Raw genomic sequence first — 25,098 nt, 5'->3', positions numbered from 1 at the left:
GGGAGATGTGCACGAATGGCCCGGGTCCTGTGAGCGGCGAAGCGACACCAGCCGAACCCACGCGATGCGACTGTGGTGCGGGTCTCGTCGCGATGGCGAAGTTCTGCGTCGAATGCGGTCGACCGGTGGCTCCACGCTGTGAAGGTTGCGGTGCCGACCTGCCTGGGGGTGCGAAGTTCTGTCCTCAGTGCGGCCAGGGGACGACGGCGTCGCTCGCGCCGGCGCCGACGGGAGAGCGCCGCCATCTCACCGTGATGTTCGCCGAGCTCGCCGATGCCGCGATGCTGGCCGATCGACTCGACCCTGAGGACATGCGCGATGTGGTGCGAGCGTTTCAGCAACGCTGCACCGAAGCGGTCGAACGCCGTGGCGGGCACATCGCTCGCTACATGGGTGACAGCGTGCTGATCTACTTCGGCTTTCCTCACGCCCATCCGGACAGCGCAGCTCGGGCCTTGGCAGCCGGGCTGGAGATCGTCGACCCATCGCCGAGGGTCGGGTCGCGCCCGAGCGTTGTCGTGACGGAGCTCCGGGTCCGCGCCGGAGTGCATGCCGGCACCGTGTTCATCGGCGAGATGGGTCACGGTGAACGGCGCGAGATCGACGACGTCGTCGGCGACACTCCGAACATCGCCGCCCGGCTCCAGGCGTTGGCACGACCAGGTGAGTTGATGGTGAGCAGCACCGTGAAGAGCATTGTCGGTGCCGGCTTCGAAGCCGAGAGCCTGGGTGAGTTCGAGCTCAAGGGCATCGCCGAACCGGTGTCGGTCTTTCGAGTTGTTCGGGCAGTGGACGAGGCGCCCCCAGTCACGCGCCTCGTCGGTCGCGATGCAGAGCTGCATGTGATCGATCGCGCCTGGACCGCCGCGGTCGCCGGTGAGGTGAATGTGGTCCTCGTCGCCGGCGAGCCCGGTGTCGGCAAGTCGGGCCTCATCCGCACCGCGCTCGAACGAAGCGGACCCCGCGCCGAGGTCGTGCACCTGCGCGGTGAGGAGAACCGCGAGCACACTGCCTTCGCGCCGATCGTGCGCGTGCTGAGAGAAGAGCTCGGCATTGCGTCCGACGCGCCGGACGGTCTGGCCGAGGCGGAGATCGCAGCGAGCTGTGTCGCTCGTGGTCTCGCGGCCGACGACACGGCCCCGTGGCTCTGTTTGATGGCCGGCGTCGCTCCCGATCGGTATCCCGTGCCCGATGTCAGTCTCGAAGCCCGGCGGGTACGGATGATCGAGGCCGCCGCGAACTGGCTGGCGACGAGTGGTCCCGGTCAGGACGAGATGCCTGACGAGACACCGATCGCAGTTGTGGTCGATGACCTCCACTGGTGCGACACGTCGACGGCTGAGGTGCTCGATCGGCTTCGGGTGGTGCTGGCCCCGCGCGGGGCACTGCTCTTGCTGACCAGTCGTGAACCCTCGTTGCCCGTGTCGATGCAGCCACCGCGGTTGACGACATTGCCGCTCTCGCGTCTCGATCGTGGAGTTTCGACCGAGTTGCTTCTGGGCCTGCCCGGAGTCGAGCAACTGAACGGCGAGGAGATCGCTGCGATCGTTCGGGCGAGCGAGGGAATTCCTCTGTTCATCGAACAGTTCGCCCGTGGTGTCGCCGACACTCGATCGGCCACCGGCCGAGCGGCAATCCCGATCACGTTGCAGGACTCGTTGCTTGCCCGACTCGATCGACTCGGTGAGGCGCGATCGGTCGCGCAAGCTGCGTCGGCCCTCGGCCGCGAGTTCGACCCCGAGGTGCTTCGGCACATGGCGCCCGAACTCCGAGCGGTCGACGTCGGGCTCGACAGTCTCGTGACCGCTGGACTGTTGGAGCGGCTCGACACCCCGTCGGGAACTCGGTTCCGGTTCTCTCATTCGCTCATGGAGCAGGCCGCCTACGAGTCGCAACTCCGCGACGCCCGGGTTCGGTTGCACCGACGGGCGGTGGCGGCGCTCGAAGCCCTGCGACCGGATCTGGTGGAACAGGAGCCGGAAGTCGTCGCCCGCCATCATGAGCAGGCCGGCGACCACGAAGCGGCGATCGCAATGTACGAAAAGGCAGCCCGCCGGGCCGCGAGCCGCCACGCGATGGGGGAGTCCGCCGCCCTTGTCGGTCGCGCGTTGGACCTCCTGGCGATGCTCGAGGTAGGTGACGGGCGCGATCGGACCGAACTGAACCTGCTCTCGCTACAGGTCGCGGCCGTGAACGCCGTACACGGTTACGCCAACCCCGAAGGCGTCGCCGCGCAGGATCGGTACCTTGCCGTTGCTCGCCGGCTCGGCGACCAGATGTCGGAAACGGTGGCCCTGATCTACATCGCGTCTCGGTACGTGGCGACGGGTGAGGCCGAGCCGTCGCGACAGACCTGTGCGGCGATGATCGCGGGCGCGGACGAGCTCGGAATCCCGTATTTCCGACTCGCGGCTCGCAGCGTGCAGGCCGGGTGCCTGGCGATGACGGCTGACTATCCGGCCACGATCGAAGCGGGAGTCCGAGGCCTCGAGGCTCTCTCGCTGGTCGATCATCCGTTTCCCGCGGGGGTGGTCAACCCGGCTCGTCTGTGTTGGTCTTCGATGTCGCTCGCCCATTGGGCGATGGGCGAGATCGACGAGGCGATTCGCACGGCTGACGAGGGCGTCGATGCTCGATTCGGCGCGAGTGCGCCGGATCCCCAGGGCCTGGGTGTCGGGCTCGTCTACCGAGCCTGGGTACACCTGCTCAATGACGACCATGCCCTCGCTCGACGAGATGCCGAGGATGCGCTCCGGATCGGCCGGGAGCAGAGCATTGCGTGGTTGGTGTGGAGCGCCGAGGTCTACGGTGCAATCGCCGTCTGCGCGCTCGAGCCATCAGCCGAAGCAGATGCTCGACTCGCCGACGTGGTCGGTCAGTACAACGAGACGAGCGGACCATCGGTCCGGTACCACGGGTATGCCGAATTGGCGCTGGGCATGTATCGGCGCGGCGAGGTTGGGGCAGCGCTCGCCCAGCTCGAACTCCTTCGGGCCGATGCGGCGCGACTCGGCGGGGCGTTCTGCGAAGAGGAGTTGATTCGATCGCAGCTCATCATCCATGCCTCTGAGGGTGCATTCGAGAAGGCATCGGCGCTTCACCGAGAGGGCCAGGAGCTCGCGGCGGCGCGTTCGGCGCCGGCCTGGTCGCTCCGGCTGGCGGTGGCGGCTGCGGAATTCCCGGAGCTCGCCGACGATGCCAAGCCGACGGTGGCCGCATCGCTTCACCTCGTCTGCGGCTCGGGAACCACGGGTCTCGAGCGTCGCGCTGCGTTGCTGCTGTGATCCCGATCAAGGACACGGGCGCGCTCGACGCGCGTGGTCCCGTCTGAGAGGCTCTCGGCGGCGTGCCGCGCGTCTCGGGAGCTTGGTCTCCGCTCATCGCAGGGGGTTGCACATGGGGAACTGGCAGAACTGGGCGGGCAACGAGCATTGCCAGGCAACGATCCACGATGTGGCGTCCACGGAAGAGGTGGTCGATCTCGTGGCGCAGATCACGGCGCAGGGTGGCACGATACGCGCCGCGAACGGCGGCTCGCACCCGGGTGCACTCGAGAGCGGCTCGTTCTCGTACAGCCCGATCGTGACGAACGACAACGAACACATCGTGCAGACCGCTGCCATGGCCGATGTGACGAGGCGTCCCGGCACGAACCTCATAGGCGCCGGACCGGGAGCGACGACGTGGCAGCTGTCGAACCAGGCCAACGAGCAGGGTCTCAGCCTCGCGACCACCACCCTGATTCCGTGGATCTCGGTCGGCGGAGCCACGGCGGTCGGCGCGAACGGTCAGGGGTGGAATCTCGGCACCCTGAGCGATCAGCTCCAGTCGATCGAGATCGTGACGGGGACCGGCCACGTCAGGACCTACGACCGTGACGTGTCTCCCGCGGGGTGGAACGCGGCGAGTGTGCACCTCGGCTCGCTCGGCATCGTCACCAACGCAACCTTCCGGGCCGAAGACCGCTTCAAACTGCGGTCCGTCGACACGATCCTGGAGACCGACGATCTGATCGATCAGATGCCGTCCATCGTCACGGACGCAGCGAACCCGTACGTCGAGATGTCGTGGTTCCCGTTCAACCCGAAGGCATGGCTGAAGGTGTGGAACAGGGTTCCCTGGGACACGCCGAACAAGGGAACGGTGCACGGCATTCCCTACGACGTGGCCCAGAAGGAGTTCGGGAGTGCCGGGCTCGACTTCGTCGCCGAGCACCCGCGCCTGACGCCTGCGTTTCTCCGACTGATCATGGACACCGTCACCACCAACGGCAACGAGACCATCGCGCCCTCGGCCGAGGTCTTCCATTGGCAGATGGACTATCCGAAGGTCTGGGACCTCTGCTACGCGCTGCCGATCACCGACGGCGACTTCTCCGCGGTGCAAGCGGCGTGGCGCTACGCGCGCACGCTCGTGTGCGACAGCGCGAAGCCGAAGTACGGCAACTGCAACAGCATCGATCCGCTCGACTATCCGTCCGACGCGACGTTCCCTCAGAGCTTGATGCTCAACTGTCGCTTCCTCGGTGGGTCGTCGGCCTACCTGTCCACGGCCCCCGACACCAATGAGCACACCTGCTATTTCGAGGTGACGACGGGCGCAGCGAACACGCACTACGCACCGTTCTTCGAAGCGCTCGGCCTGAAGCTCCGCCAGCTCGGCGGACGCCCTCACTGGGGAAAGATGTGGGGGAATCCGCTCACCGACCCGACGGTCTGGCAGCACTGGTACGGGGACCGTCTGGAGCAGTTCAACGAGATCCGACGTCAGTGCGACCCCAACGGCATCTTCCTCAACGACTTCACTCGGATGCTCTTCGGCGAATCGAGCTGAGCGATGACTCGGGATTCGCCCGTTTCGGGTGGGTGCGCCGCGTGTGGTGCGGCGTCGCCGGAAGGTGCCCGCTTCTGCATGGAGTGCGGCGCTCCGCTCGACGCAGCATGCGCGCGATGCGCGACACTCCTGCCACCCGCGGCGAAGTTCTGTCCCGAGTGTGGCCTTGCGGCCAAGCCGAGCGGATCTGACTCGCCGGAGGCTCCAGCCGAGAGGTCGGGCGTCGGCGGCGGCGAACGTCGCCATCTCACCGTCTTGTTCGCAGACCTCGTCGATTCGACGAGGATGGCCGATCGTCTCGATCCCGAGGACATGCGCGACGTCCTTCGGATGTTCCAGCAGCACTGCGGAGAGGTCGTCGCCGCGCGAGGTGGACACGTGGCCCGCTACATGGGCGACGGCGTGTTGATCTACTTCGGCTATCCGCGAGCCGAGGAGGACTCGGCCGCTCAGGCGGTGCGGGCAAGCCTCGAGATCACCGCCGGCGTGAGCGAGCTCATCGCCGACAAGGTCGCCGCCGACGGCGCTGCGCCGGTCTCGTTGTCGGCCCGAGTGGGGATCCACGCGGGCACGGTCTTCGTCGGCGAGATGGGCCACGGCGAACGGATGGAAGAAGCAGACGTCGTCGGCGACACTCCCAACATCGCCGCCCGGCTGCAGTCGTTGGCCCGACCGGGCGAGGTCGTGATGAGCGCCGGTGTCCGATCGATCGTCGCCGACGAGTTCGAGTCGACGAGCTTGGGCACACACGAGTTGAAGGGCATCAGCCAGCCGGTCGAAGTGTTCCGGGCGGACCGGCCGAAGGCGTCTGGCCGCTACGTGCTCCCGTTCGTCGGCCGCGATGTCGAGCTCGGCGTGATCGCTGAGCAGTGGGCGGCCGTGAAGGGCGGCGCCGCCGAGGTCGTGGTGGTCTCGGGCGAGCCCGGGGTCGGGAAGTCACGGCTCATCCACGCGGCCGCCCAACGGCTCGAGGTCGATGATCGAGCGCGGATCGAACTCCAATGCGAGGAGAGCCAGCAGCACACGGCGTTCGGACCGATCACCCGGCTGGTCCGCCAGGAGCTCGAGTTGTCGATCGACGAACCCGACGATGCGGTGCGGCGAACCCTGGCAGCGGAGTGTGGCGAACGCGGCCTCGACCCCGCAGAGGTCGTCCCGTTCCTCGCGACGATGTTCGGCCTCGGGGCCGACGATGCGTTCAGCCTTCCCGAGATCAGTGCCGAGGGTCGGCGGACCAGACTCATCGAGATCGTCGCCACCTGGTTGACCTCTGCGATCGAGCGACGCCCGCTTCTCGTCCTCGTCGACGATCTGCACTGGGCCGACTCGTCGACCTGCGAGGTCCTCGAACGCATCCGCTCGCAGGAAGAGGCGCGGTCGACCGGGGCGCTGTTCTTGTTCTCCAGCCGTCAGGCCGCGCTCCCGGTGTCGATCCGGCCGTTGCGGGCGACTTCGGTGCTGTTGTCGCGGCTCGATGAAGCAACCGCGAGCGAGTTGCTCGCGTCGGCGGTCGGCGATGACGCGCTCAACAGAGAGGAGCTCCTCGCCATCGTCAGGGCGAGCGAAGGCATTCCGCTCTACATCGAGCAGTTCGGCCGAGGGGTGGCCGAAGCCCGTACCGCATCCGGGTTCGCTGCCATTCCCATCACGCTCCAGGACTCGTTGATGGCGCGTCTCGACCGTCTGGGAGACGCGCGAGACGTCGCCCAAACGGCATCGGTCCTCGGCCGCGAGTTCGTCGTGGGGGTGATCGAGCGCATGGCACCCGAGATCCCGGCGCTCCGACAGCAACTCGACGCCCTCGTGACGGCGGGAGTGCTGCAGCGGTCCGACTCCCCCTACGGGCTTCGTTTCCGGTTCACCCACTCGTTGATGGAACGGGCGGCATACGAGTCGATGCTTCGGTCGCGCCGCAAGGAGCTGCACCGCCGGGCAATGGCATCGATCGCTGCCGAGTTCCCCGACCTTCGCAGCCGGGAACCCGCAGTGTTCGCCCATCACCACGAGCGGGCGGGCGACGTGGACGAGGCGGTGGGGCTGTTCCTCGCCGCCGCGCAGCAACATGCGGAGCGCTATGCACAAACCGAGGCCGGTTCGCTCGCCCGTCGGGCGCTCGAGCTGTTGCAGGATCTCCCCGCCGGCGCCGAACGCGACCGGCGAGAGATGGAACTACTCGCAATCCAGCTCAACGCGATTCACACGGAGTCGGGGTACGCCGACCCCTCGGCGGTGCCGGTGCAGGATCGCTATCTGGAGGTCGCCGATCGGGTCGGCGATCCGCTCGGTGGTGTGATCGCACAGATCTACATCGCCTCTCGCTACATGTCGCTCGGTGAATCGACGCGGTCGATCTCGTCGTCCCAGGCGATGGTCGACCGAGCGGAGAAGCTCGGGATCCCGTATCTCGAACTCTCGGCGCGCAGTGTCCAAAGCGGTTGCTGTGCGATGGCCGCCAGCTATCGCGAGACGATCGAGGCGGCCGAGCATGGGTTACTGGCCCTGGAGAAGGTCGACCATCCCTTCCCCGCAGCCGTGACCAACCCCGCGTACCTGTGCACCGCAGCGCAGGGGTTGGCCCTTTGGGCTGTCGGCGAACCGGACCGGGCCATCGCCGTCGCCGACCGAGGCGCGGCCTTTCGGTTCGGCGACGGTGTCGCCGATCCGCAGGGGGTCGGAGTCAGCCTGTTGTACCGAGCGTGGGTGCACCTGCTCGCCGAGAATCTCGACGAGGCGCGCGAGGACGCCGACGCGGCGTTGCGGCTCGGTCACGAACAGGGAGTGGCGTGGCTGCAGTGGAGCGCTCGGGTGTTCGCTGCGATCGCTCGTGTGCGACGCGACCAGTCCCCAGGGCCCGGCCAGGAACTGGAGGCGGCGGTCGAGGAGTACAACCCTCGATCGGGACCCACCGTCCGCTATCTCGGCAACGCCGAGCTGGCCCGATCCCGCGCACGAGCGGGCGAGCACGAGCGGGCCGTCGCACTGCTGCGAGATCTGCGTCGGAACGCGGCGGACAACGGCGGAGCCTTCTGTGAGGAGGAGCTCTTTGCTGCCGAAGTGGAGATACTGCTCGACCTCGGCGACCTCGATGCCGCTCGACAGGTGTACCGCTCGGGTCGCGCCCTGGTGGAGGCTCGTGGTGCACACGGGTGGGCGCTGCGACTCGGGGTCTCCTTGAGCCGACACCCCGCGACACGCTCGGATGCCGTCGCCGACCTGGCCGAATCGTTGGCCAGGGGGAACGGCACCGGATCGACGGTGCTCGAGGAGATCGCGCAGCGCATCGTCGGGGAGTGAACGACTCCACCGCGCCGCATTGGCGAAAGGGCACGGCGAGCGCGTCAGGTGTCCGTAGAATCGGGCGCCATGACGTCGTCCACCGATCACGCCGCGCTCGAAGAGGGCCTTGTCCAACAGCTCGACTTCGACAAGGTCGCGAAGATCGGCCGAGCCGGCCATCAGGTCGTGCCGGTCGTGCTGCAGGATGCCGACTCCGGCGACGTGCTGTTCATCGGCTACGCCAACGAGGAGGCCTACCGGCTCACGCTCGAGCGCCGGTCGGCGGTGCTCTACTCCACGTCTCGCGAGGAGATCTGGCACAAGGGGGCGACGAGCGGCGACACGCTCGAGCTCGTCGACGTGCGGGTCAACTGCGAACAGAACAGCCTGCTCTACCGGGTCCGCAAGGCCGGGACCGGGGTCTGCCACACCAAGGACGAGACCGGCGGTACCCGCCAGACCTGCTACTACCGCACGGTGACCGACGTCGATTCGCTCGAGTTCGGCTGATCCGGTGCCCGTCCTCCCCGAGATCGACGAGTTTCGCCGCCTTGCCGCCGACCATCGGGTCGTGCCGGTCTGGCGTGAGGTGCTCGCCGACCTGACGACTCCTGTGGCGGCCTTCGCCCGGGTGGTCGGCGACGGCGAGGGATTCCTTCTCGAATCGGTGGAGGGCGGCGACCGTTGGAGCCGCTGGTCCTTCATCGGCCGTCGACCCCACGGAACGCTCGTGTCGAAGGGCGGCACCCTGCGGATCGAGGGTGATTTCGGCATCGACATACCCTCTGACCAGGGAATACTCGCCGCGTTGGAGCTCTTGCTCGACCACTATCGGGCGCCCGAGATCGATGGACTTCCCCCGCTCCACGGCGGTTTGATCGGCTATCTGGGCTACGACGTGGTCCGCGAGGTCGAGCACCTGCCCGACGTGCCGGAGGACGATCTCGGCTATCCCGACGCTGTCGTGTCGATGATCGGCGAGCTCGCCGTCTACGACCACTGGAAGCAGCGGGTCGTGCTGATCGCCAACGCGCTGATCGCCGACGATGCCGACGCGGCAGCGATCGACGCGGCCTACGACGACGCGCTCGCCCGTCTCGACGCGCTGGCCGCCGACGGCGCCCGGTCGATCGACGAGCCGCTGGTCGAGCCGGCGACCCGTGACGAGGAGATTCCGGAGGTCACCTCGACCATGGGCGAGGCCGTGTACTGCGCGGCCGTCGAAGCGGCTCGGGACTACATCCTGGCGGGCGACATCTTCCAGGTCGTGCTCGCTCAGCGGTTCGATCTGCAGCTCGACGCCGAGGCCTTCGATCTCTACCGGGTGCTCCGCCAGGTCAACCCGAGCCCCTACATGTATTTCCTGCGCCACGGCGATCTCGAGATCGTCGGTGGGTCGCCCGAGCCGATGGTGCAGCTGCTCGACGGCCGGGTGATCTCGCGACCCATCGCCGGTACCCGCAAGCGGGGCACCACCGAGGAACACGACAAGCGGCTGGCTGCGGAGCTGATCGAGCATCCCAAGGAGATCGCCGAGCACGTCATGCTCGTCGACCTCGCCCGTAACGACGTGGGTCGCGTCGTCGAGTTCGGCTCGTTGCAGATCGACGAGATGATGACGCTCGAGAAGTACAGCCACGTGATGCACATGACCTCACAGGTCTCCGGCGCGCTCGCCGAGGGGAAGACACCGATCGACGTGCTGCGGGCAACCCTGCCGGCCGGCACCCTGTCGGGCGCCCCGAAGGTGCGGGCCATGGAGATCATCGACGAACTCGAGCCGGTCAAGCGGGGTCCGTATGGCGGCGTGGTGGGCTACATCGACTTCTCCGGCAACATCGACACCGCGATCGCGATCCGGACGATGCTGGTCAGCGGCAATCGTGCGTCGATCCAGGCCGGTGCCGGCGTGGTCGCCGATTCCGTCGCCGCCGACGAGCACCTCGAGTGCCAGAACAAGGCAAAAGCCCTGCTCGCGGCGGTTCCTGCGGCTCGCCGCATGAGCGCCGCACGACGAAAGGTCGGCTGATGGTCGCCACGATCGAACCGCGAGACGTCGTCCGCGTGACCGGCGAGGATGCTGCGACCTACCTGCAGGGTCAGGTCTCGCAGGACATCGATCGCATCGAGGTGGGCGGATCGGCGTGGTCGCTCGTGCTCGACCCGACCGGCAAGCTCGTGTCGTGGTTCCGGATCCATCGGATCGCCGACAACGAGTTCCTGTTCGATCTCGAGTCCGGCGCGGCCGAGGCGACCATCGCCCGGCTCGAACGGTTCAGGCTTCGCACGAAGGTCGACTTCGCCGGCGAGAGCGGCTGGCGTCTCGCCAGCACTCGGGGCGGCGCGACGGCGCCCGAGGGCGATCTGGTCGCCGAGGTCACGTGGCCGGGATGGGAGGGGACCGACGTGCTGTTGGCTCCATCGACCCCCGATCCCGATCTCGAACTCGATGCCTCGGCGTTCGAGGCGTCACGCATTCGTGCGGGGGTACCGCGGTTCGGTGTCGATCTCGGCGTCGAGACGATCCCCGCCGAGGGCGGCGCACCCCTCATCGAGCGGGCGGTCAGCTTCACCAAGGGGTGTTACACCGGCCAGGAACTGGTCGCCCGCATCGACAGTCGCGGGGGCAACGTGCCGCGGCCGGTCCGGGTGCTGACCGCCGACGAGCCGTTGGCCCTCGGGGCCGAGGTCGTGCTCGACGGTCAGGAGATCGGCCGTGTCACCTCGGTCGCCGGGTCGGTCGCGCTGGCCCCGGTCCTGCGCAAGGCCGAACCGGGCACGACGGTCGCGGTCGGGGGCATCGCCGCCATCGTCGGCCAAGCCATCGTCGGCTAGGCCGTCGTCGTTCAGACGCGTGACGGGTCGAAGCTGACGACGAGCTCGGCGCCGCCACCGGTGGCGCGACGGGCGATGACCGAACCGCCCATGCCCTCGGTCAGCTCACGCACGATCGCCAGACCGAGACCGCTGCCGCTCTCCTGCACCTTGGGGTTGTGCTGGGCGACGTAGAGCCGTTCGAAGACGTGGGGGAGATCGGCGTCGCTGATGCCCGGGCCGTCGTCGGCGACGGCCAGGTGGATCCTGCCTTCGGCCGCCCAGAGTGTGATCAGCACCTCGCGATCGGCGAAGCGGATCGCGTTGCCGACGAGGTTCGCGACGACCTGCCCGAAGCGGTCGACGTCGACTCGTGCCCTCATGGCGGTGTCAGGACGTCGGACCCGCAGTTCGACGCCGCGCTCGACGGCCTCCTGACGCAGCCCGTCGATGTTGTCGTCGACGATGACGCCGAGGTCGTGGTCGGCAAGGTTGTAGGCGAAGTCGGTGCCTTCGAGACGGGCGAGGAGCAGGAGGTCGCCCACGAGCCGTTCGAGACGTCGTGACTCGGTCTCGATGATCCGTCCCACCGCAACCGGATCGTCGGTGGCGCCGTCGGTGAGCGCCTCGGCGTAGCCTCGGATGCTCGTCAACGGCGTCCGCAGGTCGTGGCTGACCGAGAGGAGGAACTGTCGTTCGAGGGCCCGGCCACGCTCCAGGCTGCCGGCCATGCGGTTGACGGATCCGACGAGGTCGGCGAGTTCGCCGCCCATCTGGGCGTACCTGTCGTCGACCCGGGCGGTCATGTCACCGCCCGCGATGCGCATCGCCGCGTCGCTGGTCTCGACGATCGGCTCGATGAGCCGACGGCTCAGCCGCACCGTGACGAGAACGGCGACGAGGATCGTCGCGAGGCCGGCCACGAGGAACCATCGGAAGGCCGGCTGGATGACGGGGTTGGGTTGCCGGGTCAGTACCAGCAGCGTCTGCCCGCCGAGTCGATTGTTGGTCCCGCCCGCGGCGAAGACGAGTCCGTCCTTGTGGCCACTGTCGACCCCGCCCGCCCGGATGAGATCCATGTCGAGGTCGGCGACCTCGATCCCTGCGGGGAACGAGCCGAGCGACGGCCCGTTGGCCGGCACGAACACGATGCCGATGCCCTCGAGACTCATCGTGGTGCTGAGACGCCTGACCTGTTCGAGCCGCGTCTCGGTCGCACTGCCGCTGCCGACAAGTGTCACCTCCGCCAGGAGCCCGCGGAGCGCATCGGTCTGCTCGCGGAGATCCGCTTCGTCGTTCTGACGGTCGGTGACGCTGGCGAGAAGGATCGCGCCGAGGCCGGCCAGCAGCAACGAGGCCGTCACCAGCCCGATCAACGCGATCCCGAGTCGACGCCGCATCAGTCGAGCCGGTACCCGACGCCCCAGACGGTCTCCAGCCGGAGGTCGTCGCCGAGCTTCTTGCGCAGTTGACGAACGTGGACGTCGACCGTGCGGTCGTCGCCGATCCAGTCGGCTCCCCACACTCCGTCGAGCAGCTGGCGCCGCGACAGGGCCAGGCCCCGTCGTTCGGCCAGGTGGCGCATCAGATCGAACTCTCGGGTGGCGAGGGCGACGGCCTGGCCGCGAACCTGCACCTCGCGCCGACCGGTGTCGACGACGATGTGTTCGCCCACGTCGATGACCGGCGGTTTGCCCCGGTCGTTGGCCGCCTCGACCCGGCGCATGATCGCCTTCACCCGGGCGACGACTTCACGGGGGGAGAAGGGCTTGGTCACATAGTCGTCGGCGCCGAGCTCGAGGCCGAGTACCCGGTCGATCTCGTCGTCGCGAGCGGTGAGGAAGATGATCGGCACGTCGGACTCGGCCCGTACGAGCCGGCACACGTCGATCCCGTCGAGATCGCCGGGCAGGCCGATGTCGAGCAGTACCAGCTTCGGGCGGCGTTCGGCGATCACTTCGAGCGCCCGTTCCCCGGTGCCCGCCTGGAACGGCCGGAAGCCGTCGCGGCGCAGGTAGAGCTCGATGAGGTCAGCGATGTGGGGGTCGTCCTCGACGATGACCACCACGGTCTCCTCGCTCACACTGCCTCGTTTCGGTCGGTCGGCACTGGTGCCCGCTCATCTCTCACAACGGATGCTGGCTCACAACTGTGAGGAAATCATGATGGCGTGTGGAGGTACTCGGGGACCTAACCTCCCACGGTGGCGAACGACGGCGCAGCGCACTACGAGGTCCTCGGGGTCGATCCGTCGGCGTCGATGCAGGAGATCCGTCGCTCCTACCTGCGTCTGGCCCGCGAGGAGCACCCCGACTTCCACAACGGGAGCGACGGCGACCGTCGCCGGGCCGAGGAGCGTATGCGCAGGATCAACGCGGCCTGGGCGGTGCTGAGCGACGTCGATGCCCGGTCGGCCTACGACCGTCGGCGACTCGCCGGTCAACCGGGTCCGACGTTTCACGCCCGCAGCCACGGAGCGGTCGACGAGCCGGATCCGTGGCGACCGTTCGACGACGGTCCCGTTGCCGGGTTCGACGAACACGACGACCGTCCCATCACCAACAGCCAGCTCCCGAGCTGGCTCAAGACCGGCCCGGCGCTCGGTGTGCTGTTCGGCATGGCCGCGCTGATCTTCGGGAGCCTCGTCGGTCTCGACGAGATGGCACGGTTCGGGATGCTCGCGGTGCTCTTGTCGCTCATGTTGTTCCTCGCCGCACCGCTCGTCGCGCTGTCGCTGAGCCGGCGCGACGATCCCCGGCCGTGACCATTCCGGTTTCCGCGCCGCCCGCGGGCCGCCCTAGAGTCACGAGATGTCAAAAGTTTCCCTGATCGCAAAGCTCCCCCTGAAGGCCGACAAGAAGGACGAGTTCGTCGAGAAGTTCGGCGGCATGATCGAGGCCGTCAACGACGAGGCGGGCACCGAGATCTACATCCTCAACTTCGAGCAGGCCAACGAGAACGTGGCCTGGGTCTACGAGCTCTACACCGACGCCGAGGCGATGACGGTCCACAGTTCGTCGGACGCGATGGCCGCGCTCATCGGCTCCCTCGGCGACGTCCTCGACGGCGCGCCCGACATGATCGTCCTGACGCCGCACTCCGGCAAGGGTCTCTGAGCTGAGCACGACCTACCTCGATCGGATCCTCGCCGCCCACCGGGCGGCGGCGGATCTCGACGACCGGTCCACGGCCGAACTCCTCACCGCCGCCCGCGCGGCCGCGCCCTGTCGCGGTTTTCGCGACGCGCTCGCCCACATCGACGGCATGGCCGTGATCAGCGAGGTCAAGCGCCGTTCGCCGAGCAAGGGCGATCTGTTCCCCGACCTCGATCCGGCCGTGCTCGCCCAGCAGTACGAACGGGGCGGTGCGAGCTGCCTGTCCGTTCTGACCGACGAGGATCACTTCGGCGGCTCCGTCGCCGACCTCCAGGCGGCCCGTGCGGCGGTTTCGCTGCCGGTGTTGCGCAAGGACTTCACCGTCCATCCCCACGACGTGCTCGATGCGAGGATCATGGGTGCCGACTGTGTGCTGCTGATCGTCGCCGCGCTCGACGATGTCGAGCTCGCGGCGTTGCACGCACTCGCGGTCGAGGTCGGGCTCGATGTGCTCGTCGAGATCCACGACGAGGTCGAGCTCGAGCGGGCACTGGCCGTCGACGCGACGCTCATCGGGGTGAACCAGCGAGATCTCGTGACCTTCGAGGTCGACACCGAGCGGGCCGTGCGGATGGCGCCGCTCATGCCCGCAGGCGTGGTGCGGGTGGCCGAGTCGGGCGTGCGCGGCGCTGACGACGTCGGCGTCCTCGGTGCGGCCGGGTACCACGCCGTGCTGGTGGGGGAGACGCTGGTCAAGCACGGTGATCCCGAGCAGGGCGTGGCCGAGCTCCGGGCCGGGTTCCGGCGCTAATCAGGCGATCAGCGCCCCATTCGGGCGGTAGCGTCCACAGCGTGTTCGTCAAGATCTGCGGAATCACCACCGAGGACGATGGGCTGCTCGCCGTCGCCCTCGGGGCCGATGCCGTGGGGTTCGTCTTCGCGCCGTCGTCTCGTCAGGTTGCCGTCGATCGGGCGCGCGACATCGCCCGTCGTCTCCCGGCCGAGATCCTCACCGTCGGGGTGTTCCGCGACGAGCTCCCGGATCGGGTGGTCGAGATCGTGCAGCGGGCGGGCCTGGGCGCCGCGCAACTCCACGGGCACGAGAGCGCCGAGCACACCCGGCAGGTCCGCAGCCGTCTGCCGCTGGTGATCAAGGGCTTCCCGGCCGGTCATCCCGGCCTCTCCCACATCCCCGAGTACGGCGCCGACATCGTGCTGGTCGAAGGGGAGAAGCCCGGCAGCGGCGAAGTGTTCGACTGGCGCCTCGCCGAAGACGCCCCGCGCGCCGGCCATCGCGTGCTGCTGGCCGGGGGCTTGCATCCGGGCAACGTTGCCGACGGCATCCGTCAGGTGCGACCGTGGGGCGTCGACGTCTCGTCCGGGGTCGAGCGCGAGCCCGGACGCAAGGATCCGGTGAAGTTGCGCGAGTTCATCGACGCCGCCCGTGCCGCGGGCGAGGAGATCCGTCCCGAGGACTACGACGACGACGGTGCCCCCTACGACTGGCAGGACGATTTCTGATGGAACGGAACCTCTGATGGCGATGACCGACCCAACCGACGGGGGCCGCTTCGGCGACTTCGGCGGCATGTACGTGCCCGAGACCCTCGTGCCCGCATGCCAGGAACTCGACAAGGCGTTCCGCGAGGCCTGGGCCGACGAGACCTTCCGGGCCGAACTCCACCGCCTGCTCACCGACTATGCGGGGCGTCCCTCGCCGGTGACGGTGTGCGACAACCTGAGCGAGGAGCTCGGCTGTCAGGTGCTCCTGAAGCGCGAAGACCTCAACCACACCGGCTCGCACAAGATCAACAACGTCCTCGGCCAGGCCCTGCTGGCGAAGCGGATGGGCAAGACCCGCCTCGTCGCCGAGACGGGTGCCGGTCAGCACGGCGTGGCCACCGCCACTGCGGCTGCCCTTTTCGACATGGACTGCATCGTCTACATGGGCACGGTCGACATCGAGCGTCAGAAGCTCAACGTGTTCCGCATGAAGCTCCTCGGGGCCGAGGTGCGAGCGGCCGAGTCGGGTTCACAGACGCTGAAGGACGCGGTCAACGAGGCGATGCGCCACTGGGTTGCCGTGGTGGAGAGCACCCACTACTGCCTGGGTTCGGTCATGGGTCCCCACCCGTATCCCTGGATGGTGCGCGAGTTCCATCGGGTGATCGGCGACGAGGCCCGCGAGCAGTGTCAGCGTCTCCTCGGCGGCGTCCCCGACGTGGTCGTCGCGTGTGTGGGCGGTGGGTCCAACGCCGCCGGGATCTTCTCGGGCTTCGCCGACACCGATGCGATGCTCGTCGGCGCCGAACCGGCCGGCGGCGCCGCAGTGGGTCGGGCGGTCCCCGGCATCGTCCACGGTTCGTTCTCCTATCTGATGCAGGACGAGTGGGGCCAGGTCCTCGAAGCCGAGTCGATCTCGGCCGGTCTCGACTATCCCGGTATCGGTCCCGAACACGCGCATCTCGCGGCGATCGGGCGCGCCCGCTACGAGCCGGTCACCGACGCGGAAGTGGTCGAGGCGTTCCAGCTGCTGGCCCGCACCGAAGGCATCATCCCGGCGCTGGAGTCGGCCCACGGCCTCGCGTGGATCAGCCGGGCTCGCGAGGAACTCGGCGGCAAGACCGTGCTGCTCAACCTGAGCGGTCGCGGCGACAAAGACGTCGCCCAGATGATGGACATCCTCGGATGAGCGGCGCGCTCGAGGCTGCGCTCCGGGCCCGACGGGAGTCGGGAGGCAAGTGCCTCGTTCCGTACCTGACCGGCGGGCTCGGCGACGACTGGATCGAGACGATGCAGGCGGTCGCTGCGGCCGGTGCCGATGCCATCGAGATCGGCATCCCGTTCTCCGACCCGGTCATGGACGGTCCCACGATCCAGCTCGCCAACGACAAGGCGCTGGCCGCCGGCGCCACACCACAGTCGATCCTCGACCGTGTCCGCAGCGCCGACATCGGCGTCCCGACCGCGGTCATGACCTACGGCAACATCGCGTACCGCATGGGCTGGGACCGGTTCGCCAACACGCTGGTCGGCGCCGGCGTGAGCGGCTGCATCCTGCCCGACATTCCGCTCGAGGAGAGCGGGGAATGGACGAAGGCGGCGGACGAGGCCGGCATCGAGACCGTCATGCTGGCGGCCCCGACTGCGCCCGACGAGCGTCTCCCGAGGATCTGTGCGCGCTCCCACGGCTTCGTCTACGCCGTCGGGCTCCTCGGTATCACCGGTGTGCGGACCGAGTTGGCCGACAGCGCCAAGGTGATCGCGCGGCGGGTGAAGCAGGTGACCGACAAGCCGGTGCTGGTCGGGGTCGGCGTCGGCACCCCGGCCCAGGCCGTCGAGGTGAGCGAGATCGCCGACGGCGTGGTCGTCGGTTCGGCCATCGTGCAACGCATGCTCGACGGCGGCGGTCCCGAAGGCGTGGCCGAACTCGTCGCCGAGTTCCGTGCCGCGCTCGACGCCTGAGCCCATGGGGGAATGCGCAGCTGCCGGCGACGGTTCCCCGCTCCGTGCATCATGACCTGATCATCATCGGCGGAGGCGCCGGCGGACTCGGTGCCGCCCGCGCCGCCCGCTGGGCCGGGGCCGATGTGTTGCTGGTCAACGACGGCCCGCTCGGCGGCGACTGCACCTTCACCGGTTGTGTGCCGTCGAAGACGCTGTTGGCCGCGTCGGCGCAAGGGCTCTCGTTCGCCGACGCGATGACGCGGGTGGGCGACACCGTCGATCGGATCGCGGCGACGGAGACGGCCGACGTCCTGCGTGGGGAGGGCGTCGAGGTCACCGAAGGACGTGGCCGTCTCGTCACCCACGACACCGTCGTCGTCGGTGATCGACGTATCAGCGCCCCTCGTATCATCGTCGCCACCGGCAGTCGCCCGAGCGTGCCGCCGATCGCGGGCCTCGACGACGTCGACGTGCTCACCAACGAGACGATCTTCTCGCTCACGACCCGACCGACCAGCCTCGGCATCGTCGGGGGCGGACCGATCGGCTGTGAGCTCGCCCAGGCGTTCGCCGGCCTGGGTGTCGCCGTCACCTTGTTCGAGGGACTCCCACGCCTGCTGTCGCGAGAAGAACCCGCCGCGTCGGCCGTGGTCGAGGCCGCGCTGGCCGCCCGGGGCGTGCAGGTGGAAACGGGTACGGCGATCGAGCGTGTCGAGGCGCGCCCGGAGGGTGTCGCGCTGATCACCGCGAACGGCGAGACGGTCGTCGAGCGACTCATGCTCGCGGTGGGACGTGTGCCCAACTCGGCTGGCATGGGGCTCGAGGAACTCGGTGTCGAACTCGACGCGCGGGGTCACATCGTCACCGATGATCGCCTCGAGACCGACGTGCGTGGGGTCTATGCCGTCGGCGACGTCACGGGGAAACTGCCCTTCACCCACGCCGCCGACGAGATGGGCCGGCTCGCCACCGGGAATGCGCTCAAGAAGGGTGTGCGGGGGCGATTCCGGGCGTCCTGGATTCCGTGGGCGACGTTCACCGACCCGGAGGTCGCCCGGATCGGCATGACCGAGGAGGAGGCAGCCGCCCATGGCGGGCGGGTGGCCGAGCTCCCGATGACCGAGATGGATCGCGCCATCACCGACGGGCGCGTCGAGGGGTTCGTCAAGCTCATCGCCGGACCGAAGCCCCTCACCCGTCGCGCCTTCGGCGGGCAGCTGCTCGGCGCGACGATCGTGTCGCCCCGAGCCGGTGAGATGATCCACGAGGTGGCGCTGGCCATGCGCACGAAGATGTTCACCGGGCGTCTGGCCCAGACCGTTCACGCCTACCCGACCTGGTCGTACGCGATCCAGAAGACGGCAGGACAGTTCTTCGGCGAGGTGGAGGGTCGCACCGCGCGGCCGGCTCAGGGGCGGATCAGCACCCGCTGACCGGTGTGACCGGTGTGGCCGGTGTGGCCGAGGTGATCAGTGGAACGCCATGTGGCTGTTGGCATCGAGGCGCACGACGATCTGGAGCCAGACGAGGTCGTAGCCCGTCGCGGTGAAGCTGTCGATCTCGCGGGCGTCGTGGACGAGATAGTCGCCGGATTCGAGCTGCTCGAGGCGTTCGACTTCGATCCAGCCGTTCTTCTCCGGGCCGCGCTTGTTCACGACATCGCCGCTCGTGACGTCGGCCACCCTGACCTGGACGATCTCGACCTTGGTGCGCATGTCTTCTCATCGGCCGTTCATGGGTCGAGATGGAGCCAACTGGCGAATCTCGTCGGAAGCGCCGTACGGTCTGCGCTCATGCCGGATCTGCTTGTCGAACGCCATGGCGCCGTGATGGTCGCCACCATGAACCGCCCCGAACGCAAGAACGCGATGACGCTCCAGATGTTCGGGCGGATGCGCGACGCCTGGAGGGAGGCGTCGGAGGACGACGACATCCGTTGCATCGTCCTCACCGGCACCGGTGGCGACTTCTGCGCGGGGATGGATCTCCGCGGTCTCTCGGGCGACAAGGCCGAGACCGACGACTGGGACGTGGAAGGGGCGATGGCCACCGAGGGTGCCGATTTCATCTGGCAGGGTCTGTTGAAGACATCGCGGCCGACCAAGCCGGTCATCGCGGCCGTCGAGGGCGTCGCCATCGCCGGTGGTACCGAGATCCTGCAGGGCACCGACATCCGCATCGCGGCCGAATCGGCGAAGTTCGGCGTGAGCGAGGTCAAGTGGTCGCTGTATCCGATGGGCGGATCCGCGGTGCGTCTCGCCCGCCAGATCGGCTACGCCGAGGCGGCCGACATCCTCCTGACCGGCAAGCACATCACCGCCGCCGAGGCCAAGGCGATGGGCCTGATCAGCCGGGTCGTGCCCGACGGCACGGCTCTGGAGCATGCGATGGAGGTGGCGGAGATCGTCGCCGGCAACGGCCCCTTGGCGGTCGAGGCCGTGCTCAAGACCCTCCACGACACGCCGGGCATGACCGAGGCGGAAGCCTTCGCCCACGAGGACACCTACACGGGCGCGGTGATGGCGAGCGAGGACGCGAAGGAAGGCCCGAAGGCCTTCGCCGAGAAGCGCACTCCCAACTTCCAGCGCAAGTAGGCGCGGCGAAGCGAGGCGTCAGCCGGAACCGAGCCGCCGGCCGAGGGTTCCGTCGACGCCGGGGAGCTGGGGCTGCACGCCGTGGACGCCCTGGCGTTCGGTGAAGCGTTCCATCACGATCTCCTCGACCTCCGCCCAGTTCGCGGCCCGCGGGTCGCGTTCGCCCTGGTTGCCGGCACTGTCGAACACGATCACCTCGTTGCCGGCCTTGCGCAGCGCGGCGATGGTCTCGGCGGAGTCGTCGACATAGAGGTCGGCCTCGACCTGCGGCTTGCTGCCCAGGAAACAGAGGTCGCGATAGGGGATGTGGGCCCGGTCCAGCCACTCGACCGTGTCGACCACGGCCGTCTGGTGACCCCAGTTCGCATGGAGTCGGTTGGTGACCACGCGGATCCATACCCCGGCGTCCGACAGCCGCCACAGCGCCTCGGCGGCGCCCTCGACCGGTGCGAGATCGCGGTATCGGCAATCCTCACGCGGGGTCTCGGCGCAGACGCCGTCGAGACCGACGCCGAGAATGAACGACTCGATCACGCGATCTAGGAAGCGGTGAGGCCGCTGTCGGCGTTGATGATGCTGCCGTGGATGTTGCCGGCCTCGTCGGACGCGACGAAGGCGAACAAGGCCGCGATCTCCTCCGGCGCCCCGAAGCCACGGAACCCCATCGACGGCTTCATCAGATCGAAGTCGGTGTCGGCCGCCAGCGTGAACCCCTCGTTCATCGGGGTGTCGGTGCCGCCCGGCGCGATCGCGTTGATGCGGATCGGCTGCTTGACGTACTCCATCGCCAGGGCACGGGTCATCTGGGCGATCGCACCCTTCGTGGCGCAGTAGGGGACCAGATATGCCTGCCCCATGAACGCCGCGTTCGATGCGATGTTGACGATGTTGCCCTCGCTCTCGAGGATGTGGGGGAGCGCGGCCTGGCACATGAAGTAGGTGCCGTCGACATTGATCGCAAAGATGCGACGCCAGTCGTCGTAGGTCACCTCGTGCGTGTTGCGCATCCATGAGATGGCCGCGAAGTTGCCGAGCACGTCGAGCCGGCCGTGGGTGTCGACACACTCCCGGATGGCGGCTGCGCATTCGGTGTGGTCGGAGATGTCGGTGACACGAATCGTCATCTGGCCGCCGGCGTCGGCGACCTCGGTGGCAACCGCGTCGAGGCCATCGCGGTTGATGTCCATGCCGAAGACGGTTCCGCCCTCGGCCGCGATCCTCAGGGCGGTGCAACGGCCCATGCCGCTCGCCGCCCCGGTGAGGGCGACGACCTTGCCGTCGAATCGTCCCATCGAGGTCATCTCCTTCAGCTGGCCGTGAGGCCGCCGTCGGCGCTGATGATGCTCCCGTGGATGTTGCCGGCCTCGTCGGACGCGACATGGGCGAACAGGGCGGCGATCTGCTCGGGGGTGCTGGCGTTGCGGAAGCCCATGTAGGGCTGCATGAGGGCGAAGTCGACGTCGGCCTGGATCTCGAAGTTGTGGACCAGTGGCGTGTCGATGCCGCCCGGCGCGATCGCGTTGATGCGGATCGGCTGCTTGACGAACTCCATGGCGAGGGCCCGGGTCATGTTGACCACGGCGCCCTTCGTCGCGCAATAGGGCACGGTGTAGGCCTGGCCCATCAGCCCGGCGTTGCTGGCGATGTTGATGATGTTGCCCTCGCGTTCGAGCACGTGGGGGAGCGCGGCCTGCGTGAGGAAGAACATCCCCTTCAGGTTCACGTCGTTCATCGCGTCCCACTCTTCCTCGGTGACCTGATGGACGTGGCGTTGGTTGGCGATGCCGGCGATGTTGCCGACGATGTCGATCCCGCCGAACTCGGTCACACAGTCGGCGACGGCGGCACGACATTCGGCGACACTTCGGATGTCGGTCACGCGGGTGGCCATCGTGCCACCGGCCTCCTCGACGGTCGCCTTGGTCTCGGCCATACCGTCGGCGTTGACGTCGAGCCCGTAGATCTGCGCGCCCTCGGACGCCAGGCGGATGGAGGTGGCTCGGCCGACACCGGATGCGGCGCCGGTGAGCAGAGCGGTCTTGCCTTCGAAGCGGTTCACGGCGCGGAGCGTATCGGTGGGTTGCGTGTCCCGGCGAACCACCGAATACCTTCACCGGATGCCCTACCGCGCCGAGGACCTCAACAACGCCCTGCGAGACCTGATCGACATGGTCCGTACCGCGGATCTCGAGGGCGTCGAGCTCGACGATCATGTTCGCTCGATCGAAGCACTGGTGGCCGCTCTGCGGCCCCACCGCCACGAGGGCATGCGCATGCAGGCGGCGCTGAGGTACGAGGACGTGACGGGAGATGCGAGCGAGGGCGGGGGCATGAGCGACCCGAACCAGTTCTTCCCATACAGCCCTGTCGTCGGCCGCCTCAATCCGATCGCGCCACCCGTCGAGATGTGGCTCGTCGACGGTGCGGCCTCCCGGGAGGTCCACGGTTCGGCCACGATCGGTGCGGCCTACAACGGCCCGCCCGACTGTGTGCACGGCGGTGTGATCGCCGAGATCCTCGACGAACTGCTCGGTTGCGTCTGCGTCACGAACGGGCTCGGTGGCTTCACCGGCACGCTCAATGTTGTCTATCGCAGTACCACGCCGCTCTCGCAGCCGTTGACCCTGCGTGGATGGCACGACCGCAGCGAGGGTCGCAAGGTGTTCGCCAAGGGCACGATCCACCATGGCGACACGCTGTGTGTCGAAGCCGAAGGGATCTTCATCCGCAGCGCGGCCCTGCCAGGGGGTGGAGCGAGTCGCTGAAGCCGGCTCGTCGCACCGATCGTCGCTCGGACCGTCGTCGACGTAGGGCAAGGTGAGGTTTCATTCGGGGAGCCGCGTGGGCCATCCTCGGTCTGCGGATCGTTCAGCCGGCGAAAACGTCCCCGCGGGGACGCGATGCAACACGACGCTCACCACCACGAAGCGTCAACACCTGGACACATGGGCAGGATCCACGACACCTCTGGTGTTCACTGACACGGAGCGGGACCGGTGGATGAGACAGTGGGTCGGAGCGCGTCTCGTCGGACGATGAACCGCCCGCTACTGCCGGTTCGCGGACGGGTAGCGGTCGGGTGGTGTGTGATGCTCTGATCGTCGACAGCCGGCGGACGGAAGACGCGCAGGTTCTGCCGCAGCTTTCGGCGATACTGGTCTGCGTGCAGGTGGCTGAGGATCTCGTGTTGTTGCGACGTGCGAGGGATCGAAGCGTCCGGCGCGGACGTCGTCCAAGAGCCTCTCGACCAGGACTACGGCCTGCGGGACTGCGCCGTTCGTGACCCGGCCGGCAATCTGATCCGGATCCAGCAGCGCCCCTGATGCCGAGCCCTGACCCCACTGCGAGGAGTGTGATCACATGCCGATGGAAGAGTTGCCGGACGGGACGGTGCTGTTGTCCGGCGGCAACCCACAGATCGCCAAGGGTGACGGGCGGGCACCGGTCCAGGCGTACCTGGACGCGATGCCGGGCTGGAAGGGCGAGATCGGCCGCCATCTCGATGCGCTGATCCTCGACCAGGTGCCCGACGTGACCCAGGCGGTTCGCTGGAACTCTCCGTTCTACGGCATCGAGGACAACGGCTGGTTCCTGAGCATGCACTGCATGACGAAGTACGTGAAAGTCACTTGGCTCAATGGGGGCGATCTCGACCCGCAGCCACCCGAGAGTTCGAAGCATCCGGCGGTTCGATACTCGAACATCCACGAAGACGACGAGATCGACGACGAACAGGTTCGCGACTGGATCCGCCAAGCGGCCCAACTGCCCGGGGACGAGACGTTCTGATGAAGACGATGACCTGCCGCCAACTCGGCGGACCATGCGACCATCCGCACCGCGGCGACACCGCCCACCAGCCGCGTTGCCCGACGACCCGACCAACTGAACCCGGCGCCGCACCCAGCCGACCGCATGGACCCGAACCGGCCCACGCATACCGTTCCCCCTCTCAGCTCATCGACCCGCCTAGATCGGCACGTCCTGAGCGTTCTCTCGAGCGTCGTCAGCTTGTCTCGATGACAGCGCCGTATCGCTGCTGCGTGGCCTGGGCGGATGTGCCGAGCAGTTCGCCGATGCGCTGCCAGGAGATGGCGCTCACAGCCGGGGCTGGGTTCGTCGTACTCGAATCGCTTGGCGAGTTCTGAGCACAAGGCGTGAGGTCGTGTGATTCACTTGTTCGGTGACGACCACCGTCCAGGTGAACCGCCGAATGTTGCGAGCGCGCGATGTGATGGACCGGGACTTCGCCGAGCCGCTCACGATCGGAGACCTCGCGCTCGTGGCGTGCGTGTCGGAGTCGAACTTCATCCGGACGTTCAAATCAGTGTTCGGCGAGACCCCGCACCGCTATCTGCAGCGTCGGCGGATCGAACGGGCGATGTACCTCCTGCGGACGACGGATCGATCCGTGACCGACGTCTGCATGTCGGTCGGCTTCTCCAGTCTCGGCTCGTTCACGCGGACATTCACTGAGATCGTGGGCGAGTCTCCCGGTCTGTTTCGTACGCGAAGCATGCCCACCGAGGTCCCGTCGTGTTTCGTGAAGGCCTGGGCGAGACCGAGCAGTTTCGGAGAAGTCCCCTCATCTCGGGCGACGTAGCGTAGAGGCATGTTCAACGCGATCACTCGCTCGTCGCTGTTCGTCCTCGACCAGGACCAAGCGCTCGAGTTCTACACGGGAACGCTCGGATTCGACGTCGTCACCGACTTGGATCTCGGCTTCATGCGATGGCTGACGGTCTGCGTGCCGAACGACCCGGCACGCGAGATCCTCCTGGAGAAACCGGGGCCGCCGGCGATGAGCCCCGACACCGCCGAAGCGGTGGGCGAGCTCTTGTCCAAGGGAGCGATGTCTGGCTGGCTCAGCATCACGACGGATGATGCCCGTGGCACCTTCGAGACGCTGAAAGGGCGCGGGGTCGACATCACCGACGAACCCTCCGAGAAGCCGTACGGGATCGACTTCGGCATTCGAGACCCGTTCGGCAACGCGATCAGGATCGGCCAGATGTTCGACCCGTCCCAGCAGTAGACCC

Annotated in this window: 24 protein-coding genes; 18 read left to right on the top strand and 6 right to left on the bottom strand. The window is 67.9% G+C overall.

The annotated features are described in order from the left end of the window. The first annotated feature begins 5 nt into the window (after positions 1–5). The 6 genes from R2707_04605 (at position 6) to R2707_04580 (ending at position 10,944) form a co-directional block, all read left to right on the top strand. On the top strand, positions 6–3,284 hold the full coding sequence (locus R2707_04605) for an adenylate/guanylate cyclase domain-containing protein (GenBank protein MEZ5244357.1): 3,279 nt from the start codon (positions 6–8) through the stop codon (positions 3,282–3,284). Between the two features lie 112 nt (positions 3,285–3,396). Then, positions 3,397–4,833: a D-arabinono-1,4-lactone oxidase gene (locus R2707_04600; protein MEZ5244356.1), complete on the top strand. Its 1,437-nt coding sequence runs from the start codon at positions 3,397–3,399 to the stop codon at positions 4,831–4,833. Between the two features lie 3 nt (positions 4,834–4,836). Beyond that, complete coding sequence (locus R2707_04595) at positions 4,837–8,127, top strand: adenylate/guanylate cyclase domain-containing protein (GenBank protein ID MEZ5244355.1); 3,291 nt, start codon at positions 4,837–4,839, stop codon at positions 8,125–8,127. A gap of 69 nt (positions 8,128–8,196) precedes the next feature. Then, complete coding sequence (locus R2707_04590; GenBank protein MEZ5244354.1) at positions 8,197–8,619, top strand: phosphoribosyl-AMP cyclohydrolase; 423 nt, start codon at positions 8,197–8,199, stop codon at positions 8,617–8,619. A gap of 4 nt (positions 8,620–8,623) precedes the next feature. Next, complete coding sequence (gene trpE / locus R2707_04585) at positions 8,624–10,138, top strand: anthranilate synthase component I (protein MEZ5244353.1); 1,515 nt, start codon at positions 8,624–8,626, stop codon at positions 10,136–10,138. After that, positions 10,138–10,944 carry a hypothetical protein gene (locus tag R2707_04580; protein MEZ5244352.1) on the top strand — a complete coding sequence of 269 codons (807 nt, stop codon included), beginning with the start codon at positions 10,138–10,140 and terminating at the stop codon, positions 10,942–10,944. Before trpE ends, R2707_04580 begins: the two co-directional genes overlap by 1 nt. Positions 10,945–10,955: 11 nt before the next feature. On the opposite strand, the gene R2707_04575 is transcribed toward R2707_04580, so the two are convergent. Together R2707_04575 and R2707_04570 are read right to left on the bottom strand one after the other, a co-directional pair. Next, the gene (locus R2707_04575) at positions 10,956–12,323 is read right to left on the bottom strand and encodes a HAMP domain-containing sensor histidine kinase (GenBank protein MEZ5244351.1); all 1,368 of its coding nucleotides are present in this window, start codon (positions 12,321–12,323) and stop codon (positions 10,956–10,958) included. Next, a complete protein-coding gene (locus R2707_04570; GenBank protein ID MEZ5244350.1) occupies positions 12,323–13,006 on the bottom strand; it encodes a response regulator transcription factor in 684 nt (227 codons plus the stop codon). The genes R2707_04575 and R2707_04570 overlap by 1 nt, the downstream gene beginning before the upstream one ends. 120 nt (positions 13,007–13,126) lie before the next feature. Between R2707_04570 and R2707_04565 the strand changes: the two genes are divergently transcribed. From R2707_04565 to R2707_04535, 7 genes are read left to right on the top strand one after another with little or no spacing between them, the layout of a single operon-like run. Next, complete coding sequence (locus tag R2707_04565) at positions 13,127–13,687, top strand: DnaJ domain-containing protein (GenBank protein MEZ5244349.1); 561 nt, start codon at positions 13,127–13,129, stop codon at positions 13,685–13,687. 46 nt (positions 13,688–13,733) lie between these two features. Beyond that, positions 13,734–14,039: an antibiotic biosynthesis monooxygenase gene (locus R2707_04560; GenBank protein MEZ5244348.1), complete on the top strand. Its 306-nt coding sequence runs from the start codon at positions 13,734–13,736 to the stop codon at positions 14,037–14,039. 1 nt (position 14,040) lies between these two features. Continuing rightward, positions 14,041–14,829: an indole-3-glycerol phosphate synthase TrpC gene (gene trpC, locus R2707_04555; protein ID MEZ5244347.1), complete on the top strand. Its 789-nt coding sequence runs from the start codon at positions 14,041–14,043 to the stop codon at positions 14,827–14,829. 41 nt (positions 14,830–14,870) lie between these two features. Beyond that, complete coding sequence (locus tag R2707_04550) at positions 14,871–15,539, top strand: phosphoribosylanthranilate isomerase (protein MEZ5244346.1); 669 nt, start codon at positions 14,871–14,873, stop codon at positions 15,537–15,539. 22 nt (positions 15,540–15,561) lie between these two features. Further along, positions 15,562–16,710, top strand: a complete 1,149-nt coding sequence (gene trpB, locus R2707_04545; GenBank protein ID MEZ5244345.1) for a tryptophan synthase subunit beta — start codon at positions 15,562–15,564, stop codon at positions 16,708–16,710. After that, on the top strand, positions 16,707–17,483 hold the full coding sequence (gene trpA / locus R2707_04540) for a tryptophan synthase subunit alpha (GenBank protein ID MEZ5244344.1): 777 nt from the start codon (positions 16,707–16,709) through the stop codon (positions 17,481–17,483). Before trpB ends, trpA begins: the two co-directional genes overlap by 4 nt. Positions 17,484–17,527: 44 nt before the next feature. Next, entirely contained in the window at positions 17,528–18,898 is a 1,371-nt protein-coding gene (locus tag R2707_04535; GenBank protein ID MEZ5244343.1) for an FAD-dependent oxidoreductase, read from the top strand. A 36-nt stretch (positions 18,899–18,934) separates the two neighbouring features. On the opposite strand, the gene R2707_04530 is transcribed toward R2707_04535, so the two are convergent. Then, complete coding sequence (locus R2707_04530) at positions 18,935–19,180, bottom strand: hypothetical protein (GenBank protein MEZ5244342.1); 246 nt, start codon at positions 19,178–19,180, stop codon at positions 18,935–18,937. A gap of 78 nt (positions 19,181–19,258) precedes the next feature. Here R2707_04530 and R2707_04525 point away from each other — a divergent pair, with 78 nt between their 5' ends. Continuing rightward, positions 19,259–20,059: a crotonase/enoyl-CoA hydratase family protein gene (locus R2707_04525; protein MEZ5244341.1), complete on the top strand. Its 801-nt coding sequence runs from the start codon at positions 19,259–19,261 to the stop codon at positions 20,057–20,059. An 18-nt stretch (positions 20,060–20,077) separates the two neighbouring features. On the opposite strand, the gene R2707_04520 is transcribed toward R2707_04525, so the two are convergent. Genes R2707_04520 through R2707_04510 form a run of 3 tightly spaced genes read right to left on the bottom strand, consistent with a single transcriptional unit; the run spans position 20,078 to position 22,118 of the window. Further along, positions 20,078–20,593: a hypothetical protein gene (locus tag R2707_04520; protein ID MEZ5244340.1), complete on the bottom strand. Its 516-nt coding sequence runs from the start codon at positions 20,591–20,593 to the stop codon at positions 20,078–20,080. Between the two features lie 5 nt (positions 20,594–20,598). Next, a complete protein-coding gene (locus R2707_04515; GenBank protein MEZ5244339.1) occupies positions 20,599–21,351 on the bottom strand; it encodes an SDR family oxidoreductase in 753 nt (250 codons plus the stop codon). A 14-nt stretch (positions 21,352–21,365) separates the two neighbouring features. Beyond that, positions 21,366–22,118 (bottom strand): SDR family oxidoreductase, encoded by a 753-nt coding sequence (locus R2707_04510; protein ID MEZ5244338.1) that lies wholly within the window; start codon positions 22,116–22,118, stop codon positions 21,366–21,368. Between the two features lie 58 nt (positions 22,119–22,176). On the opposite strand from R2707_04510, the gene R2707_04505 reads away from it, so the two are divergent. The 4 genes from R2707_04505 to R2707_04490 all read left to right on the top strand — a co-directional run bounded on the left by R2707_04505 (position 22,177) and on the right by R2707_04490 (position 25,094). Continuing rightward, positions 22,177–22,824 (top strand): PaaI family thioesterase, encoded by a 648-nt coding sequence (locus R2707_04505; GenBank protein MEZ5244337.1) that lies wholly within the window; start codon positions 22,177–22,179, stop codon positions 22,822–22,824. A 595-nt stretch (positions 22,825–23,419) separates the two neighbouring features. Continuing rightward, complete coding sequence (locus tag R2707_04500; protein MEZ5244336.1) at positions 23,420–23,848, top strand: DUF1801 domain-containing protein; 429 nt, start codon at positions 23,420–23,422, stop codon at positions 23,846–23,848. A 394-nt stretch (positions 23,849–24,242) separates the two neighbouring features. Beyond that, positions 24,243–24,662 (top strand): AraC family transcriptional regulator, encoded by a 420-nt coding sequence (locus R2707_04495; GenBank protein MEZ5244335.1) that lies wholly within the window; start codon positions 24,243–24,245, stop codon positions 24,660–24,662. Positions 24,663–24,671: 9 nt separating this feature from the next. Continuing rightward, a complete protein-coding gene (locus tag R2707_04490; protein MEZ5244334.1) occupies positions 24,672–25,094 on the top strand; it encodes a VOC family protein in 423 nt (140 codons plus the stop codon). The last annotated feature ends 4 nt before the right edge of the window (positions 25,095–25,098 follow it).

The sequence above is a fragment of the Acidimicrobiales bacterium genome, assembly GCA_041394245.1.
Classification (GTDB): Bacteria; Actinomycetota; Acidimicrobiia; order Acidimicrobiales; family Aldehydirespiratoraceae; genus JAJRXC01.
The sequence above is the reverse complement of the archived record's forward strand: the minus strand, read 5'-3'. Positions and strand labels throughout refer to the sequence as shown.